This window comes from Pseudomonas sp. GW822-FHT04C11, from assembly GCF_058800905.1.
In genome coordinates, this window is the sequence record NZ_JBXAMS010000020.1 from 124468 (window position 1) to 143803 (window position 19336).

Annotated in this window: 11 protein-coding genes and 2 pseudogenes; 6 read left to right on the forward strand and 7 right to left on the reverse strand. The window is 52.8% G+C overall.

Annotation, left to right across the window (positions count from 1 at the left end; genetic code table 11):
- Positions 1-3: 3 nt before the first annotated feature.
- The 3 genes and pseudogenes from drmD to AC1RJ3_RS26195 form a co-directional block, all read right to left on the reverse strand.
- On the reverse strand, positions 4-3531 hold the full coding sequence (gene drmD, locus AC1RJ3_RS26185; RefSeq protein ID WP_493081318.1) for a DISARM system SNF2-like helicase DrmD: 3528 nt from the start codon (positions 3529-3531) through the stop codon (positions 4-6).
- Between the two features lie 59 nt (positions 3532-3590).
- Complete coding sequence (locus tag AC1RJ3_RS26190; RefSeq protein ID WP_493081320.1) at positions 3591-4838, reverse strand: DNA cytosine methyltransferase; 1248 nt, start codon at positions 4836-4838, stop codon at positions 3591-3593.
- 217 nt (positions 4839-5055) lie between these two features.
- Positions 5056-5473 (reverse strand): annotated as a pseudogene (locus tag AC1RJ3_RS26195) (transposase); the annotation flags it as partial.
- Positions 5474-6504: 1031 nt separating this feature from the next.
- On the opposite strand from AC1RJ3_RS26195, the gene AC1RJ3_RS26200 reads away from it, so the two are divergent.
- Both AC1RJ3_RS26200 and AC1RJ3_RS26205 read left to right on the forward strand, forming a co-directional pair.
- Positions 6505-7980, forward strand: a complete 1476-nt coding sequence (locus tag AC1RJ3_RS26200) for a DUF262 domain-containing protein (RefSeq protein WP_493081322.1) — start codon at positions 6505-6507, stop codon at positions 7978-7980.
- Complete coding sequence (locus AC1RJ3_RS26205; protein ID WP_493081324.1) at positions 7977-9932, forward strand: DUF262 domain-containing protein; 1956 nt, start codon at positions 7977-7979, stop codon at positions 9930-9932. Before AC1RJ3_RS26200 ends, AC1RJ3_RS26205 begins: the two co-directional genes overlap by 4 nt.
- A gap of 867 nt (positions 9933-10799) precedes the next feature.
- Here AC1RJ3_RS26205 and AC1RJ3_RS26210 read toward each other — a convergent pair.
- Positions 10800-12164, reverse strand: coding sequence for an ArnT family glycosyltransferase (locus AC1RJ3_RS26210; protein WP_493081326.1), 1365 nt, complete (start codon positions 12162-12164; stop codon positions 10800-10802).
- A 259-nt stretch (positions 12165-12423) separates the two neighbouring features.
- Positions 12424-12594: pseudogene (locus AC1RJ3_RS26215) on the reverse strand (cupin domain-containing protein); the annotation flags it as partial.
- Positions 12595-13236: 642 nt separating this feature from the next.
- Between AC1RJ3_RS26215 and AC1RJ3_RS26220 the strand changes: the two are divergent.
- Positions 13237-14589 carry an OprD family outer membrane porin gene (locus AC1RJ3_RS26220; protein ID WP_493081328.1) on the forward strand — a complete coding sequence of 451 codons (1353 nt, stop codon included), beginning with the start codon at positions 13237-13239 and terminating at the stop codon, positions 14587-14589.
- A 92-nt stretch (positions 14590-14681) separates the two neighbouring features.
- Here AC1RJ3_RS26220 and gstA read toward each other — a convergent pair whose 3' ends face one another.
- Positions 14682-15341 carry a glutathione transferase GstA gene (gene gstA, locus AC1RJ3_RS26225; protein ID WP_493081330.1) on the reverse strand — a complete coding sequence of 220 codons (660 nt, stop codon included), beginning with the start codon at positions 15339-15341 and terminating at the stop codon, positions 14682-14684.
- 121 nt (positions 15342-15462) lie between these two features.
- On the opposite strand from gstA, the gene AC1RJ3_RS26230 reads away from it, so the two are divergent.
- Positions 15463-16314: a LysR family transcriptional regulator gene (locus AC1RJ3_RS26230; RefSeq protein WP_054598182.1), complete on the forward strand. Its 852-nt coding sequence runs from the start codon at positions 15463-15465 to the stop codon at positions 16312-16314.
- Positions 16315-16462: 148 nt separating this feature from the next.
- Here AC1RJ3_RS26230 and AC1RJ3_RS26235 read toward each other — a convergent pair whose 3' ends face one another.
- Entirely contained in the window at positions 16463-17347 is an 885-nt protein-coding gene (locus AC1RJ3_RS26235) for an EamA family transporter (RefSeq protein WP_054594087.1), read from the reverse strand.
- Positions 17348-17466: 119 nt separating this feature from the next.
- Between AC1RJ3_RS26235 and AC1RJ3_RS26240 the strand changes: the two genes are divergently transcribed.
- Positions 17467-18249, forward strand: a complete 783-nt coding sequence (locus tag AC1RJ3_RS26240; protein WP_489111799.1) for an AraC family transcriptional regulator — start codon at positions 17467-17469, stop codon at positions 18247-18249.
- Between the two features lie 88 nt (positions 18250-18337).
- A complete protein-coding gene (locus tag AC1RJ3_RS26245) occupies positions 18338-19192 on the forward strand; it encodes a DUF1460 domain-containing protein (RefSeq protein ID WP_347928039.1) in 855 nt (284 codons plus the stop codon).
- Positions 19193-19336: the final 144 nt, after the last annotated feature.

Here is a 19336-nt window from a genome sequence, read left to right on the forward strand (position 1 = left end):
TTCCTACCCTCTTGTCTTCGGCCACAGTACAACCAGCCCCACAGGCTGCAATCGCCGTAGACTAACGTGGTAAAGAGATTTCAAGTCGTCAGGCTCCTCCAATATCTCTCGATCAATTGCTATCAACCGTTGCTCCATGTGCTTTCTCTCTGCCTCTACCTGCTTTTGTTCGCCCTTGGTGAGGGTTTCGAAATCGAAAGCTAGCTGAGGTGCTTTAAGTTGCAATTGCCGTTCAATTGCATCGCGCTGACGCTTGAGAATTTCTTCTAATTGCTGCGCTTCGTCTAGACCTCTTCGCTCAAGATCAAGTAATGCTTCTTGCGCGCGCGCATCCGCTTCAGCCTCAACATATTCCCACAGCTGACTGAACAGCGTAGGTGCTGCGGCGATTACCTTTTCTCTGACGCTGTCTGAAATCCCTTCAAGGGTTGGCGACTCAACGAGTACCTGCTCAAGGGAATCGAGCGCTCTTCTATCGGCATCTTCTGCAAAAGGTTTTAACGGGGAGTCACTTGTTTCAACCCACCGAGCGGCAACGCTGACCAGTTGATCGTGCAAGCGCGCTGCACCTTTACCAAAAAGCGATAGCCGCCCAAAGACGATGACACGGATTAGGCTATCGTTACTACGAACAATCGTGACTCGATTGAGATCGTGAGATGAATAACCTTGCGAAAGAAATCGGCTGAATACTCGCTTCACTAAGGGGTGTGAAAGGTGAAGCTGTACCGCCGCACTGTTCATTTTTGGTGGTGGTTCAAATAGCACCGGTAGCGGATCTTTTGCGCGCCAATCACTGAAATACTCATCTCGACCACGCGGTACTCTGAGGCTGTCGACTGTACCGGCCCAGGATTCTGGAAGCACCGGAAGCCTGAATGCTTCAGCACCTGGAACAGCGCCTGGCGCTGGTATCAAAGGTGCTGCACCGCTGAGTTCTAGCCCCGCGTTAATTACGTCGCGTAGGAGTTTTGGTTCATAGGAGGTCACTCTCTCGGAACGAGCCAATATCTCATCTAATTTTTCCAACTCTCCTGCCAATTCCAGTTGTGTTGAACGAGTTTGCTCTAATTCTTTAGCGGCAATTGCTTGCTGTTTTTTTTCTCGCTCATTTTCGTCTAGCTGTGAAACGGTGTTAGCGTGTATCCCTTCCTTCTCAAGTTGAGATTCGATGCGCCCCATTATGACCGCGCTAAGTGAGCCGAGTTCGCGCTGAATGGTATCGACTTTCTTAACTAGTTTATCGAGAACAATATCTTCCTCTCTGTCATCGTAGACAAAGTAGTGGCAACGCACTTCAGGCTCGCTTTGCAATGTTCTATCGATTCGGCCGTTACGCTGCTCCATACGCGCAGGATTCCATGGCACATCGAAATGAAATAGATCGGCACAATGCCCTTGCAAGTTCACACCTTCACGGGCGGCATCTGTTGCAATTAAAATGCGTACGGGATGTTCGTTAGGTGGGCTATTGAATGCTTGTTGAATCTCCGCACGTTTATCATCACCGAGGCCGCCGTGAAATGTCATTACGCGGCGGTGGCCATTTTGGGTGAGAGCTAATGCGCGTTGCAGCTGACGCTCGATATAGACTTTGGTGTCCATCGACTCAGTAAAAATAATCACACGCAGGCCGTTCCACGCTTTGCTAGCGGCATCCTCTGGCCCAAGCCCTGCTGCGGGGCACTGGTTTTGTCGAACCCATGACAGGAAACCGAGAATTTTTGCATCGGGATCATCTTGGTGTCTCTGCGCTAACTCGCTCATATCCATAAGAAGCTTGTGAGCTTGCTCACTGGGTGGCGCTAATTTGGCTGTTGCTGCCGCTACCGCTTCAAGCTCGGCAGCGTCATCTTCGATATCATCACCATAAAAATCATCTAGTTCGAGTTTTTCCGAACTTAATGTAGCGGCCTCTCTAAATGCTGTTACACCGATTTTGACAGCAACGTGTTTTTTCAATGTTTTGGTAAACGCTGGAACACTACTTAGCAAACGTTTTTGAAGATTGACCAGCGCGAGCCTGCCGCCTTTGCCAACCTCAGTACGAAGAACAGTGTACTGGCTCAGCATTGTTGCCAATTTCAGTTCGAAGGGTGCTTCACCACCGATATTTTGTACAGGGCTTGAAGCGGCATTTGAAGTTTCAATGCCCATCCAAGTTACTCCGTCATGCTTAAGGCTGTGCCGGACAACCTTACGCAGCGGGTAAGAGCCGCGATTCAGTATGCGAAGATCTTCTTTAAGTCTTCGTACCATGACAGCGTCACGCTGTTTTGCGTCTGTTACAGGTACGCCACGGGTAAAGCGCTGAGGATCAAGCAACTCAAGCAAAGAAGCGAAACTATTGGAGTGGCCATTATGAGGTGTTGCACTGAGAAAGAGGCGATTCTCGAATCGAGGCGCTACATCTCGAACTACTTTGGTGATATTAGAGTCTATAGCATATTTACCTGCTGATGACGGTGCCGCGACATGCGCCTCATCCAAAACAAGCAGACTACGCTTAGCACGATCCCCCAGCGTATTTAAAAGTGGTTCTCGATATTCGGGGCGTCGCAACAAATCGTGCGAGATAATAAAACGATTGTGTGTACTCCATGGGTTTACCCCGAAACCACGCTCTCGCCGACGTCGATCTACAAATGCTCGGTTCATGACTTCAAACTGAAGCCCAAAGCGTTTGAACATTTCATCGCGCCATTGAAGACATACAGACGCAGGACATGAGACCAGAATAAATTCTACACGCTGGCGAAGCAGTAGCTCTTGCATTACAAGCCCAGCCTCGATGGTTTTTCCAAGACCAACGTCATCCGCAATAAATAAGTTGGCTCGAGGTAAAGACAGCGCGCGACGTAACGGCTCTAACTGATGAGCCTGCAGCATGATCCCTGCTCGAAATGGAGCCTGAAACAAATTAGGATCAGTTGCTGTTACTGAGTTCCACTTAAGGGCATGCAAGTAGGCAGCAAATAGCCGAGGCTCATCTATATCACTACCTACCCCCCCCATCTTCTGATCAACAAGCTGCGCGCCAAGCTCCATTTCCCAAAGAACTTCAATAGGCTCGCCTTGATTGTCATCATCTAAACAGACTGCTTTAACTAGGGTGAGCTGACTTGGCTCAGGCGGAGCAACTACGTCCTCAACCAACCATTGACGATGCCGCAATCGAATTACATTACCAGCAACAGGTGCCTCGCGATTAGTACGACTGGTAGCAAAAAGCCCCTCTATTTGGAGATCGCTCTTTTCTCCGCCAGCAGCAGAAAACAAAGTGTCTGCCAGTTCTGTTCTGGATCGAGCTGAGTCGTCTAGACCATGTGCACGGCAAGCTCGACGAAGTTCATCTCGAGTCAAGCGGCCAAGTAAAGTACCGAATTTAATCTCAACTGCATTCAGCAAATATGCGACCTGCTGCTCACGAGCTTTTTCCGGCAGTGCTATGCCATATAAGCGAGCCACCTCAGAAAGACGAACGCGAGTAAGATATCTAAGCAAAGTTTCAACTACTGGAATAATATTCAAAGCCCCTCACATAACATTATTAGTGAGCATTTCACCCATTTAAAAATTAGGCGACTTCTCTATTTTCTCAATACCGCTCCCGGCCCCTTCCCTGTTCCTGGATGATCCGCGTACTCGCCAATTAAATCTAAATACTTCAGTGGCACTGGCTTGCACCTTTCCGGCCCGGGACAATCTTTTCTCTTCTTTGGAATTAGCTGTAATGTTGTGCGTACATTTTCTTTAAAGAATTGCCTGCAAAACTCTAAACCAAATAATTCCCCAATAGCAGGAGGCACTGCATTTCCAATCTGCTTTATCGCTGATCGGCGACTTCCTGAAAATTCAATATGGTCAGGAAATGTTTGTATACGCGCCAACTCTCGGATAGATAGCTGTCTACTTTTCCAATGAAATGGACCAGTTGCTGGACCTGGTTGAGCCTGAATTGTCCAACTAGGCTTATTTTTAGAAAGCTTTAACAAAAAAGACCAAAAACGTGTGCGCCATCCAAATATTGATTTACCACCTGAGCGCTCTGTGTGCCACTGATAGTTTTGTCCTTCTGGTATTGACGGCAAAAGATCTTGCCACTTACCCTGAACATTCAAATCCTCCGACCATACTGCAGAATCAAGATCTCCAATCGCATCCCAAACAGTACGATGATGATCTGCCGGAGTTGTAAAACTTAACTCCTCATCTGACATGTGGGTTGGCTTCGGCAATTGAAACTCAAGACCTTCACGATGAGCAATTATAAATACACGCTCTCGAAGTTGCGGAACACCATAATCCGCCGCATTTAGATTAAATATTTGCGGCGAGTATTTGACCCCTGAAATCTGATTGATCTCCCCCAAACCTTCTAACAAATAACACATACCTTCATTTTTATTTTTAAAATTTATTCCCTTTACATTTTCTATTAGTAATATTTCAGGCAAAGCCTCACCCACCACACTCAAATATGCGGCAAGTGTATTTGAACGAGGGTCATCTAGCCTTGCAGAATCACCACTTGCCCAGTATCCAGATTTCGAAAAAGGCTGACATGGCGGGCCTCCTGCCAATAGAGTTAATTCCTTTGGCTTCAATCCAGCCTGGCGCAAAATATTCTCCGGCGTGAGTTCATGAATATCGCCAGGACTTGCTAGAGCCCAGCCAGGATGATTAATTCTAATTGTTTCTTGTGCGTCCTCGTCAATCTCAACACACAAGCGAACATCAAATCCCGCCTCAGCCAAACCAATATCAAGACCACCAGCACCGGAAAATAAAGATATTAGCGTCTTAACTTTCCGATTGTTTAGCCCGGACTTACTCATCTGTTAACTTCTCACAACCATCACGCAATAATTTTCTCATTATACCCCATTTATTAGTTTGATGCGTGCAATCTTTAAGGTATAAACCCAGAAAACATCAAGAATTAGCATGATCAGGCATCTCCCCACATAACGGGGACTTATTAATTCTTTCACTTAGAAGGCCATCGCTTTTTAATTCACTCGGCGCCTTCAGGAAGGAGTGAGTGCAGTACGGTTATTGCGCTGATACCAGTGCAACATGATGCATTCCCTCTAGTTGTGTAATCACTTCCATCAGACACTGCCATTCAAAACGTTTGCGCGTACGAGTGTTCAGCAGATACGCAAATTTATCCAGTTGCTCTTGACTACATGTCAACAAGTCCGCGCCCTTAGTAAGGGACTGGCAGACCAGGCCATTGCTGCCACGCTGCCATCGTTGACGCGGGTCGCAGAAGTAGATCGCTCCCCCGTACTCTGGACAATCTCGGCGTGCTGGCCATCGCCCGCCTTGGTCATGAGTCATGCTTTTGCGCCCCCTCATCGGCATCCCGTTGATGCGCTATACCGAAGCCTTCCGCTGTCGCCATCGCATCGCGCATTTCCACAAGCATCAAGTAGCCCCTGGTACGTTCTATTATCGCGCCGACCGACTACGAGCCCTCACAGACAGTCAAAAATCACACATGATGTATAGCGGCACGACCTGGCTTGGGAGGAAGTTTAGATCGTCGCCCATGACCTCAATCCGCATTAAGTTCGTCAAAGGCTACTGTCGTTTCCAATACAAACCGCTGAAAGGAAGCCGTTTTTGGCACTTTTAGGTAATTTCTAAAAGCTATCAAAATCCGGGGTGCATTTTGGTTTTTCGGGAACACTTTAGATGATTTCATGAACAATGAAAAAACTCTCAAAAAATCAAAAGTTAAATCTATCAATCCCCCCGGCCCCTCTCAACATATCCAGCGCCAACATCCCTCGCTTGCTTAATAGCTCATCCAGGCCGAGTCAACGGTCAGTATTTCCTCACGACTAGGACCGTGATTATTTCAACGATGTTCGAGGAAAGAAGCTCTATCCAGAGTTAACTCGTCAGTAGGCTGCTGACCAAATTGGCCGCCATCTCATCGCTGAACCAACCAAACTGACCTAGCATTTGGGTAATGAGAAAATAAAATGCCTAGTGCCGGCCTAGGATCTGACCTTTCCTACTGGCATGAGAGAACATACGACACACGTTCAAAGGGCAGGACCTCCTCGATAGTTTCTCCGCAGGCGGTTCAATGGAAGCACGGTGTAAAAACAAAGAGCAAAAACCTCCCAGAAAAGCCGGTCCTTTACCGGAAAAATCAGGGAAAAATGAGGGAACTAATGGTTCTATAAAAACAATAAGTTGTTGATTTTAAAATACCTATATCGATAAAAAGCTGACCACAAGCCGACTTTTTCAACCGAATCGGCCAGAGGCGGACACTGGCAAATGGGCCCAAACGCATAGTCAGAGGCAGCGCTGCCTCGGAAAAATGTTGTCGACGTTTGGTGGCCTTGCTGGCTGCGTCCCCCTGCGTGCATCGCCTGCTTGTTTCCACCTCGCCTCGCTGACATCATCAAGCCATCACTTGGGATGAGACTTGTCATTCCACCCGTCCCGCAGGTTCCGCCAACTCCAAGGAAAACGCTACACATGACGCAGCCCCTCAAGGACGAACTTCAAACGCTGCTAAGCGGCCTCGTTACCTCCGATATCGTCGTAGCAAGCACCTCCGTTGCCGCCTTGCTAAGCAGCGAGTCGATCCGCGGCAGCGACGACCGCCACATTGAAGGCCGGTTGACCATCCCCGAATACCAGCGCCCTTACCGCTGGCAGATCAAACACCTGCAACGCCTACTGAACGATCTCACCGAATACTTCTCACCGTCTGTGGGTGCATCGCCGCCTGAACACGACTTCTATCTGGGTAGCATCATCGTCCACCAATCGCGCCCGCCAAGGATGCGCACCGACATCTTGAACATCATAGATGGCCAGCAGCGCCTGATTACCCTGGCATTGCTGGCGCATGTGCTGAAGCAACGAGATCTCGCCAAAGGCATCGAATTGGCCTCTCCAGAGTCCCAGACCCGCGCCCTGGGCAATCTGCGCTGGCTTGAGCAACAGCCGTTGCCATCGGTGGACTTCTCTCGGATGAACATCACCTTGGTCGTCACCCGCAGTGAGGATGACGCCTATCGCTTTTTCGAGACGCAGAACACCGGCGGGGTCCGACTGGACGGCCCGGCGATCCTCAAGGCGCACCACTTGCGTGGGGTGTCGCGGCAGGAGCAGGACAAGCACGCGCGGCGCTGGGAGGCCTGGGGCAAGTTGGACGACACGATGGATGCGCTGATGAAGGCGCGTCATTGGCAACAGCTGAAGTGGCGCAGTCTCTCGAGCCACCGCCAGCCGCTGCAGATGCGTGAGGAGATCGTCGCGGAGTTGGCCGAGCGCACCGGGCAGGGCCTGGATGTGGCGTATCGCACCGCGCGGGTCAGCCATTTTGGCCAGGGCCAGGCTTTGCAGGTGGAAAGTGGATACGCGATGCGCCAGCCAATCAATGCCGGTACCAATGCCATTCACTTCTTCGATTATTTCCATGAGCTGCGTCGGACGGTATTGATCAGGCGTGATGACGATAGCCTTGCGCCTTTTCATCAGCTCTACGACGAGTTGGTGGTTAAGGCCAACGGCAGCGAGTTTTTACGCAAGCTCTTTGACTGTGCGGTGTTGCTGTATGTCAGCCAGTTTGGTCGACAAGGGCTGTTGGAGGCGGGGTGCTGGTTGTTCAGGGTGATCTTCTCTCCGCGGTTGAGCAATGAAAAGGCCGTGCGTGAAAGCACAGCGCAGAGTTTTGCCGAGCACAATCCGGTGCTGGACTGGATCGCCTACAGCTACACCCATGACGAGCTGATCGAGATTTTGCAGATGTTCAGTTATTCCATTGCCGAGCGACTGGACGAGAATAGTGTGAAGTACCGGTTCGTGCGTACTGTGCAGGCGTACTTTTCGATGGACTTGAGCAAGCCGGGCGAAGCGCTGCAGGCGGACTTTGATGTTGAACTCAAGCAGGTCATCAGCCACATGCTCGAAAAACGCTCTTCCAACCAGGCAGGTGTGCAATGAGTGCCAGTGTCCGTTCCTATGTCCAGGCGCCAGCCTTGTTGTGCGCTGCAGAGATCACGCTGATCATCCCCAGCTACCAGCGCCCTTATGTCTGGCCGAGCGAGGATGTTGTTGGTCTGCTGGAGCAGATCATGGTGGCTTGCGACACCGACGCGCCGCATTACTATATCGGCACGGTACTGACGTCCGCCGTCACCACACGCAACTCAGGGCAAACTCACACGCTCTACGAAGTGATCGACGGTCAGCAGCGCATGACCACCTTGATGCTGCTCGCCCTCGCGCTGACGGCGGTGGTGCCCGACAACGCGCTGACGAAGTTCATCGTATGGAACAAGCAGCCCCGGCTGACGTTTGCCATTCGTGACGAAGTGCAGCGACTGTTTGCGGCGTGGGCCGGGCTTGAAGCCGAGGAAAATACGGGCAGGACCTCTGAGTCGGACGAAGCTTACATCAAGCACCTGGCCGCTGCCCGCAAGGCGCTTGCCGATCGGTTGGGCGCGTTGCGCAGCCAGCGGGGGGAGGCGTATCTGGCCGAGGTGGCCGAGTACCTGTATGCGAAGGTGCGCTGGGTGAACAACATCATGCCCCCGGGCATGGACCTGAACCGACTGTTTTCGACCATGAACAATAGCGGCGTGCAGTTGGAGCACAGTGACATTCTCAAGTCGCGTTTGCTGGCAGTGATCGAGACGCAGAAGCTGCGCTTCGATGCTATCTGGCAGGCCTGTGAAAATATGGAAGACTTCTTCGAGCGCAATCTGCGCAAGGTCTTCCCGGACGCGGATTGGAAGCGCCTGAAACAGGATGACCTGACCAGGCATTGTGCGACGACCTTCCCGCTCAAACGCGTCCCCGGCGGGGATGTGCAGGGTATGACCATTGCACAGTTGGCCAGATTGTCAGTGGTCGAATCGGACAAGTCCAAAGCACGGCAGGAGCCAGTGCGTTATTGCCGCCCGATCATCAGTTTTGGCCTCCTGCTAATGCACGCCTACCGCGTCTATCTCAAGGAGCACCGCCAGGACGATGTCGAGGTGCGCCTGCATGACAGTCGGCTCAACGACTACTTTGCCGACTTCATCGCTCACGCCACCGAAAGACAGGCCAAGGCCTTCATCGAATGCCTGTGGGCGGTGCGTTATCAGTTCGACCTGTGGGTAGTAAAATGGCTGCCGGAGGCTGACAGCCAGATCTGGAATCTGCGTCAAACCAGCGTCAGCCGAAGCCGCTCCGACAACGGCTGGCGACTTGCCCGCACCCGCCTGGAAAGCAGCGACCTGAGCCAGTTGCAGAGTGTGCGAAACTTCACCGGCGAGCGAAGTGCGCAGTATTGGTTGACGCCGTTTCTCGGGGCGTTGGTGGCTGGCGAGGCAAAGACGCAAACGCAGGTCGTGGCGCTGCTGGAGCGCATTGACAATCAACTGTCCCTGGCGAAGGACAGTCAGAAGGAAGCCAGCTTTGCGCTGTTGGCCGGTCATGACTTCGCCATGCGGGGCATCGACACAGTTATCGATGACTTGAAGGAGCCCAACGGCACTCGCTTCGAGCATTACTGGTTCCAGAAACTGGAATACATTCTCTGGCGAGAGCGCAGCCGTTTCGGTTTCTATGACGCGTCCAAGCTGGCGGCCTACCGAATCACCTCGAAGAACTCTGTGGAGCATGTCCATCCCCAGCGAGAGGAGTTCGGCGTTGAGTTGGCTAAGGTTCACCTCGACAGCTTTGGCAACCTGGTGCTGCTGAGTCCTGGCGAAAACTCGTCCTATAGCAACCAGCGCGTCGGTAAGAAGCGAGAAGACTTCAAGGGCAAGCCCCGTTACGACTCGCTCAAACTTGCTCACATCTTCAGTGGCAAAGCCGAGATGGAATGGGATGCGCCTGCTATCGACCGGCACCAGGCGCAGATGCTGGTGTTGATCAAGGAGCACTATGACGCGACGGGAACCTAAACTGCACCCGGTCCCACATGACCAAACGCATCACTGGGGAGGGACCGGGTGAAGTTCGGGAAATAGACGACGTAATCTCACACTAAGCATGCCACCGGGATGTGCGCTTCGAGCAGCTCTCTGCCTATCATGGTTACGAAGCGTGCCGGTCAACTCCGATGCAATCGGTGGTCAGATCGAATGCAAACGGGTGGTCAAGTGGAGTGCAGTATTCCAATTGGTATTCCAATTGGTATTCCAACTAAAAATAAAAGCAGATATTAATGTTATAAATCAATACGTTACTGAGCGAATTCAAATTACCCCGGCCCACCAAACGAAGCATCAACAAAGCCCGCCTAGTGCGGGCTTTGTTGCATCTGGGGTTTGGGGCTTCTAGCTTGTTGCGCAAGCACTCTTTGTTGAAAGCCGGCCCGGAACGCGGCATTACGTTGTTTTCCAATCCGTGCCAGCAGCTCAACCTCGCGATACTCAACCCGGATCAGGCCATGCTTGAAAACGACTTTCAGCTTGCCAGCCTCCACCTTGATATCCTCCGCGACCCGAATGTGAGCAGGTACGGCTACGCCTCGACTCGCAAGCCACCGCATTTGAAACCAGCAACGCCGTGCTCTTCGCGATGCTAGACCCAGTCAGCAAAAAAATGATCGTTGCCTGCAACTTCACTGGCATCACTCGCGGTGCTGTCCAAGCCTATTTCCTTGGCTACGTCCTAGCCGAACTCCATCGGGGACACCCGTCAAAAATAAATTCCCCCCCTTTTCCACAGCTTTATCTAATACTCGCGGCCGCCCTTAGCATCGGTGCCTTGTTGGTTGTCAAACGAAAGTTGAAGTTGTAGTAACTCAACCCATCTGACCGCACACCTCACCAAAACCAATAAGGCAGAAACTTTGGTGTCGGCTCATGGGCCAACTCCAAGTTGTAAGTAATAGAATTAAAGAAAAACATATCCAATATAAGGAAAGCGATAGCACCAAAAGAAAAAATTACAAACTCACGATGTGGATGCGCGCAGAAATTCGACTCCATCCAGGGCCGAACTGCAACAAGGGAAATCAACCCCACTAACGCACCGAAATAGTTTGGCCGAAGAGGTGTCACAGCATAAAAACCATATGTAAATACAAGCAGCAACAGTCCCAACCCAATAACTGGCAAGTTCAAGCAAAAGCCCAACAGCTTATCTCTGGCGTTTGCAAATAGTTGGCTGCGATCTACAAAAATGTAGGCAGCCAACAAGGAAATGGCGGGGGTAATTGAAAGTACATAACGCGCCTTTTTAGAGCTTGGAATCGTGAACAGCACGACTACCACAAGGAGCCAGCCCGTGAGATACAAGAGCATGTTCGTGGTCGGATGAGCTGAATGCTCAAAAAAATACTTACCCTTCTTGATGATGACGCTCAAAGCAATAAAAGCGGTTACGCCATAGGTCAGCAAGCCTGCAGAGAAATAGAAGTAATAACGGGGCGCGTGATCACTGCCAAACCGCCCCAACCCCTGCATGATCAAGACCTCTTGTAGAAAGGCGTCACCACCTTGTACGTAGGCAGCCCATGCCAGCACTGCAATACCTGTGGCCAGGACGAGGCCCGCGAACAAGGAGAACACCACCAGCATGCGCCACTGCCGGCTTAACAGATAATAGGAGGCAACTACACTGGCAGGGCCGATCAGGCCAATAGGGCCACGAAATGCAAAGCCCAGCGCAAGCCCCGCGAGTACCAGTAGCAACCGAAAACGTTGTTTATGCACCTCTCCCGAATAGGCCAGGTAGAAGCACATCACGGTAAAAAGTGCAGGGTATACATCCAGCGCCAAGGAGTTTACGCCGTCCAAGAATGACCAAGTGAACAGAGCAAACACAACACCATAGGCACCCCATTTTTTTTCATGCAGCGCACCCAGCTTGTAAATAAACACCAGCATCAAGGCGGCGGCAACACAAAAAGGGAAACCCATCGAAAGGATGGATACACGGCCAAACGGCAAGGAAACCAGATACACGAGGAGCGTGTTGAGCACCGTATAATCAGGGTATGGCTGCAGATCATCAGCGATTGGAAACAGCGTAATTCCATGCTGCAACATATACTGGGCAAAGTCGACAAAGCGCGTGGTGTAATTGAGCACGGCAGGCTTATATTGCAGAATAGCCAATATAACAAATACCATTATGAAAATAAATGAGCATGGCTTATTTACAGCCACTTCCTTTAACCGTTTCATGTGACCCTACCGCCCCTGAAAATGCGCAGGCTACCATGTTGTTTTTGGGCCATCCAGATTGCAAAAGTAAAGAGTTGTTAAAAGCAGTACAGCCTATTTATTCAAACTATCCAGATGCGTGCGCTTTCTGAACGCGAGCTGAACAGCACTTAAAAAAGGTGTACACACTCCATTACAGGCCTTGTTTTTTACAGATAAACTCTAACAACGTGAAGACTCAGGGTGTTTAAAAAGTTGGTTTTAACTGACTCCGACAACCTCATGATTCCGGCATCACTACCATCACTTCAGCAACTGCCCCCTCCTCGCCTTCCGCCAGATAGATATGACCAATTGAGCTATTGAAATAGGTTGTTTCGCGGCAACCGATGCCGAGGGATTCGCCGGTCTCGAACTGAATCCGCACGCGCCCCGACAGGACCCCGGCCCACCAAACAAAGCATCAACAAAGCCCGCCTAGTGCGGGCTTTGTTGCATCTGGGGTTCTAGCTTGTTGCGCAAGCAACTCTGCCAGAAACGCGGCATGACGTTGTTTCCCATTCCGAGCCTGCGGATCAACCTCGCGATACTCAACCTGGATCAGGCCCAGCTTGAAAACGACTTTCAGCTTGCCAGCCTTCCCCACCTCCCCCCTTGATATCCTCCGCATCCCGAATGCGAGCAAGTAAGGCTACGCCTCGACTCATAAACCACTGCATTTGAAATTGGTTACGCCACGCTCTTCGCGATGCCAGACCTGGTCAGCAAAAGAAATGATCGATTCCCGCAACTCCACCAGCGTCATTCGCGGCGCTGTCCAAACCTGTTTCCTGGCTACGTCCTAACTGAACTCCATCGGGGACACACTTCGTTTTCTTCTTCAGCGCCTTTTTTATATGCAGGTCAATGCAACGAACATCTAAAGATCGCGTAACCGAATTGTCATATTCGAAGCCCTTAATGCGTTTCAAAATATTGCAGCGATTCAAATGCTTGGCATCAGCGCTGCAAAACTGCCGATGCATGGGTAACGGATTGCCTTGGATGAACAAGTCCGTCGGCAGGGTGAATTACCCTGTGAACGAGATCCATGATGATCAAGAAACTAGCCGTATCCCTCGTTGGCGCTTTGCTGGGAGGCGCGATGTTGCCTGCCCATGCGGACTTCATCGACGACAGCCATGCCGACTTGACCCTGCTCAACCGATACCTCAATCAACAAGGCCGTGACGTGGTGGGCAGCACCGCCAAGGCCAAGAGTTACCGCGACTGGGGACAGGGTTTTCAGTTCAATTTCCGCTCCGGTTATACCGACGGTGCTGTGGGTTTCGGCCTCGATCTTGAGGCCTTTTACGGCCTCAAGCTCGACTCTGGTGGTGACCTGAATAACAAGGATCACCAGAGTCGTTATCCCGGCAGCATGTTCCCGCTGGATGATGGGAAATCCGCTAATGACTTTAGTGTCTTGAGCCCGACCTTCAAGATGCGCTTCCTCAAGGATGAGTTGCGCGTTGGTATGCTCAGCCAAAATAACCCGATGCTGGCCAACACCGATGGGCGTCTGTACCACCAGACCAACACCGGCGTGCAACTGGTGTCGAAAGACCTGTCCGACTTCACCTTCACGGCTGGCGACATCGTCCGGACGAAAATTCGCAATGAAAGCAACGACAGTGACATGACCACTGGCGGCGGTGCGAAACTCAGCGACCGCTTCCTCTATGGCGGTGCTGACTATACAGGCCTTGCCGACACCACCTTAAGCCTGTGGTACTCCAATCTTCAGGACTACTACCAACAAGCCTTCATCGGCGCCAAGCACACCAGCGCGCTGCCGGTCGGTAGCCTCCTCAGTGATTTCCGCGCCTACCGCAGCCTGGGCGTAGGCGGCAACGCGAATGGCGACAGCGACTTTGCCACCGCGGGTTCTTACGGTGACGGCTTGACCAAGGGGCGTATTAACCAGTCCACTATCAGTTTGATGGAAAGCTACAGCCTGGCGGGCCACACCATTGGCTTGGGGGCCCAGAAAAACACAGGTGACAGTGACTTCCCTTACCTGGACTCCGGGCTTAACAGTGGCGCTGCCCGACAAGGTCCTGGCGCCGGCGCTGATACACCGGCACTGACCAACCTGCAACTGAACAAATTCCAGCATGCTGGCGAAGAAACCTGGATGGCTCAGTACAAATACGACTTCGGTCAGTTGGGCATCAAAGGCCTTGGCTTTCTGGCCACTTACGCGCACGGCGATAAGATCAAAGTAACTAAAGGCGGCGACAGCGAATGGGAGCGCGACTTGGCGCTGAGCTACCAGGTGCCTGATGGCAAGTTGAAGGGACTGGGCGTGACCTGGAAAAACGCCCAGGCCAACCCGAGCCTGACGGGCCAGACCAAGCAGGATGAAAACCGGCTCTACGTGAGTTATGTCGTACCGCTTTGGTAAGCACCGATAGTGCAAAAAAGCCCGCAAATGCGGGCTTTTTATACGTGCGCCAGGCATGGCGCGTTGCGCGTAAGCGCCCTCGCCGGGAGCGGTTAGGGGGAAACGTTATGTAAAGGACGCAAAGAATGTGGAGGCCCTTCAACCTTCAATGCCTCGCCCACTGCCGACCTTGCACTGACCCTCTGGAAATAGGCCTGCAAATTGTCCCATGCCGATAGATCGATTTCTAATCGCTTGGCCCACGTTAGCATTGTGAACAGATAGGCGTCAGGGGCGCAAAACCCGTCCCCCATCAGGTAGTCCCTCTCGCGCAGCTCATGATCGACATACGCTAGCCGTGGCGAAACCAGGCGCCGCGTCGCGCTCTGCCCTTCGATCGTCTTCGCCAGAAAGTTTGCACTGACCCCGCCATGCCGCTCGGGCGTGATGAAGTTCTTGTGTACCTCGGTCGAAATGAAGCCAAGCCATTCCAGTGCGCGATAGCGCTCAAAGCGCCCCGGCGCCGGGAGAAGATTGCGCTCCGAGTGCTGATCCGAGATGTACTGCAGAATGACGGCACACTCGGTCAGGATCGCCCCATCGTCTGTTTTCAGGGTCGGCACGTACGACTTCGGATTGATCAGGTCGTAATCTCCGCCGGACCACTGCTTACTCATCAGATCAACTTTCTCAAGCGAAAAGGAGGCGCCTGCTTCACGCAGGAGAATATGAGGAGCAAGGGAACTGGCCCCAGCCGCGTAGAACAAAATCATGATTGTCTTCCCGTATTTGCTCACAGGGCGGTAAGCCTGATGATGCATGCAGGGACTATAGGGTTACGGGAAAAACCGGAAAACGCGTGCTGGCGCAACTCAAGTGTGCGAAATTGCACTCATGATGAATTGGCAAGATCTGCACCATTTTGTTGTCGTTGCTCGCCTCGGCTCATTCACTGCCGCGGGGAAAGAGTTACGCGTCGATCACGCAACAGTGGGCCGACGTATTACGGCCCTTGAGACATCTCTCGGGATGAAACTGGTGGAGCGTCTGCCACGCTCATCGCGACTCACGGAGGACGGCTTGGCGCTGGCCGCGATTGCCATGCCGATGGAAGCCATCACCGATGCGATAGGCCGTCATGCACGTGGTACGGCTCCTTTGTCAGGGACCGTGAGACTGAGTGCTCTCCCCATTCTGGCGAGTGCATTGATAGCACCGAGTCTCGCCCGCTTGCGCTCGCACTATCCGGCCCTCAAGGTCATTCTCAGCGCGGCCTCAGGTGTTGCTTCACTTGAAAAGGGGGAGTCGGACGTCGCCATCGGGTTCGTACGACCTGAAACAGCCGGTCGCATTGTTCGCAAGGTAGGCTCAATGAAGCTCGGCCTCTATGCCAGCCCAGCGTATGCGTTGAGGCCCTCACCGACCTGGACATTCATTGGCTTTGAGGAGGCGCTCCATCAAATTCCCCAACAGCGCTGGATACAACGCTTTGCAGATGGGCGCCCCTTCGTGCTTCAAAGTAGCGATGTCGCAACGCAGCTAGCTGCCGCACGAGCAGGCATCGGCGTGGCGATACTTCCCTGTTTTCTCGCTGATCGAGATACGGCGCTGGTCAAGATTGAGCTTGATGACGAACCGACAGCGCGGGATATCTGGATGTCTGTTCATGCTGACGTACGGCGCTCCCCCGCTGTACGCGTCACCATGGATCATCTGATTGATCTACTGGGCCATGAACTGGGATAGGTGCTGGAGCTTGGCCAACTCGGATTCGTAGCGGCACGTTTTCGTCAGGTGCGATTGTGTCGAGACACCTGACCTACCGAAATGGGAGCCCGGAAACGGTGCTCTGTCTTTCATCGCGCTCGTTCAAACATCGCCAGCTCCCCCGCTCCTATTCACCAGCCTGTGCAATCCGCACCCGCTCGCGCCCCTTCATCAACCCCACTGCAAGCGCCGACAGGATCAACGCAATAGAAATCCCTTCGTTGAAATCAACCCGATGCCCGAGCATCAGCATCGAGCCGGCGACGCCAAATACCGGTATCAGTAAAGACAGCGGTGCCACCCTCGAAACCGGGTACTCTCGCAGCAGTAGATTCCAGCCCCAATAACAGAAATGTGTCGCCGCGTAGACTTGAAACAACAGCGAGAACACTGACACCCATTCAAGGTGTGCGACCAGGGAGGTAAACGGAGCGGAACCGTGCGCCAGCCAGGTGAGCGCCAGTAAGGGGATCGGCGGGAACAGGCTGGCCCATACCACAAAGGCAAACATTTCCCGGACCTTTGACTGTTTGATGATGATGTTGCCGACACTCCAGCTAAATGCACTCACCAGCAACAAGCCATAACCCACTGTCGTTGCCTGGCCCGGGCTGCTGAAAATAATGCTGATCAAACCCAGCGCTGCAAGCCCCACCCCAAGAGTCTGTCCAAGGCTCAATTGCTCGCGAAACAGCAACACCCCCCAACCCAAGGTAAAAAATGCACTGAACTGAATCAACAGGGCTGCGGTCCCTGGTGGCACACCCAGTTCGATGCCCAGGTTGATCAACGCCCACATCGCGACCCCGAAAATCAATCCATAGGCGGCCAACCACCCCATGGCGATCGACGGCCGCCGGACAAAAAACACCCACGGCAACGCCGCCAGCGTAAAGCGAAGAGCCGTCAGCAGCAGTGGATCAATAGCCGCCAGACCCAGTTTGGTGATGGGAAAGTTCAGACCCCAGACAGCCGTCACCAACACGGCCAGGATCAGGTGTTTTTTCTGCATGAAGTTCTATTTCCAGTATGCCGGGCCAGTGGCTGTATGCCCCAACCACGACGCCACTATGCGCAACAGGGGCAATGGCTCGCTTGCACTATCAGGTCATAGATCATTAAATTCGGGCCATGCGCGAAACTGAAATAGATCCCTACGAAAACACTCCCCGCGATGCAGTGGTCACGGCCAATAACTATCTGGATGGCCAGCACTTTGCTCTGCATACGCACCGACGTGGCCAGTTTGCCTACGCCGCCTGTGGCGTCATCACGGTATTCACTCGCCAGGGCAACTGGGTCGTCCCCCCACAAAGAGCTATCTGGGTACCGGCGGGCGTCCCCCATGAGATGAGCATGAGCGGACCGGTGACCATGCTTAATACCTACATCCGTAACCGCGCCGCCGCTCGACTCGGTCTGCCTGCGCACTGCCAGGTATTCGGCGTCTCGGCATTGCTCAAACAACTGCTGATCCGGGCCATGGACGTTCCGGCACTGTATGCCAAGGAAGATCTGGACGGACACTTGATGACCTTGCTGCTCCACGAAATAGCCGGCATGTCGCCCTTATCGCTCAATGCACCGCTTCCGAGCGAACCACGGCTGGTGCACGTCTGTCGAAAGCTGCTGGAGCAACCGTCACTGGAAACCGGAATTGATGATATGACTCGGCAGGTCGGGATGAGCCGCCGCACATTTACCCGGCTGTTTCGCCAACAAACCGGTATCAGCTTTGTCGAATGGCGTCAGCAGGCATGTCTGTTGGCGGCCGTGGTGCGTTTGGGTAACGGAGAGGCAATTACGCGGGTGGCAACTGATCTGGGCTATAGCAGCCCGAGTGCCTTCACCAGTGTTTTCCGTCGAGTACTGGGCGAAGTACCCAGTCGGTATTTCCCGAAAAAAATGCTTTGAACTTTCCCCGGCAGTCTCAAAATCCCCACAGACCTATCAATAAACATTACCATTTACGACGTAACAGCCGAAAACGATGGAAACTCGAATGCGCAGGTCTGCTGTATTTCTTTTGGTATCCATGCTGACAGCGTGCGGGACTGGGCTGCCCGTCGAGAAAACGAAAGCAGTGGAGAACGTAGCCTCCGCAAATGGGCACGCCCCACTGAACATGGATGGTTATACCGCCAGCAAACTGGATGCCCTGCTCAAAGAACGCTCAGCGATCAATCCCGAAGACATAGGGCAGATGAACAATCTGATTTCACGGGAGTTTTTGGGACGGCCCTATTCCGCGAACAGGTTGCAGGGCTCTGCTACCACGCCGGAAGCATTGGTCGTCGACTTCAGGGGCCTGGACTGTTTCACCTATCTGGATTACGTCGAAGCGCTGAGAAAGTCCAACAATGAAGCGGACTTCTTCAAAAACCTCATTCAGACGCGTTATGTGAACGGCAATCTCGATTACCTGCATCGCCGGCACTTCTTCACCGACTGGTCGCAGGCCGAGCAAAAACTGGCCGACGACGTCACCGCGCAAATCAGCCCTCATGCGGTAACCGTGGTTAAGCGCCTCAATCGAAAAGCCGATGGCAGCGCTTACTTGCCGGGCGTGCCCATGACCGAGCGCACGATTACCTATATCCCCAGCGCGTTTGTTAACGACCATGTGATCAGCCGTTTGCAGACTGGCGATTACGTTGGCATCTACACCCAACTCGCCGGCCTCGACGTTACCCATACCGGGTTCTTTATCAACAAGGACGAAGGGCCCGTGCTGCGTAATGCCTCTTCGAAGAAAAAGAACCGGGAAGTCGTAGACTCTCCCTTCAAGGACTACATCGCGAAGACCCCGGGGATCGTGGTGTTACGAGCGCGGCAATCTGTGCCAGAGAGTCAATGAATTCTGGTTCGCCCATCTTGTGCGAACCCTCTCCCCTCAAAAATCAACAAAGCCCGTCTTGTGCGCGATGCTGTTCACTTAAGGAAGTCTGGAGGCCTGAGAAGTATCTGTGGCGAGGGAGCTTGCTCCCGCTGGACTGCGTAG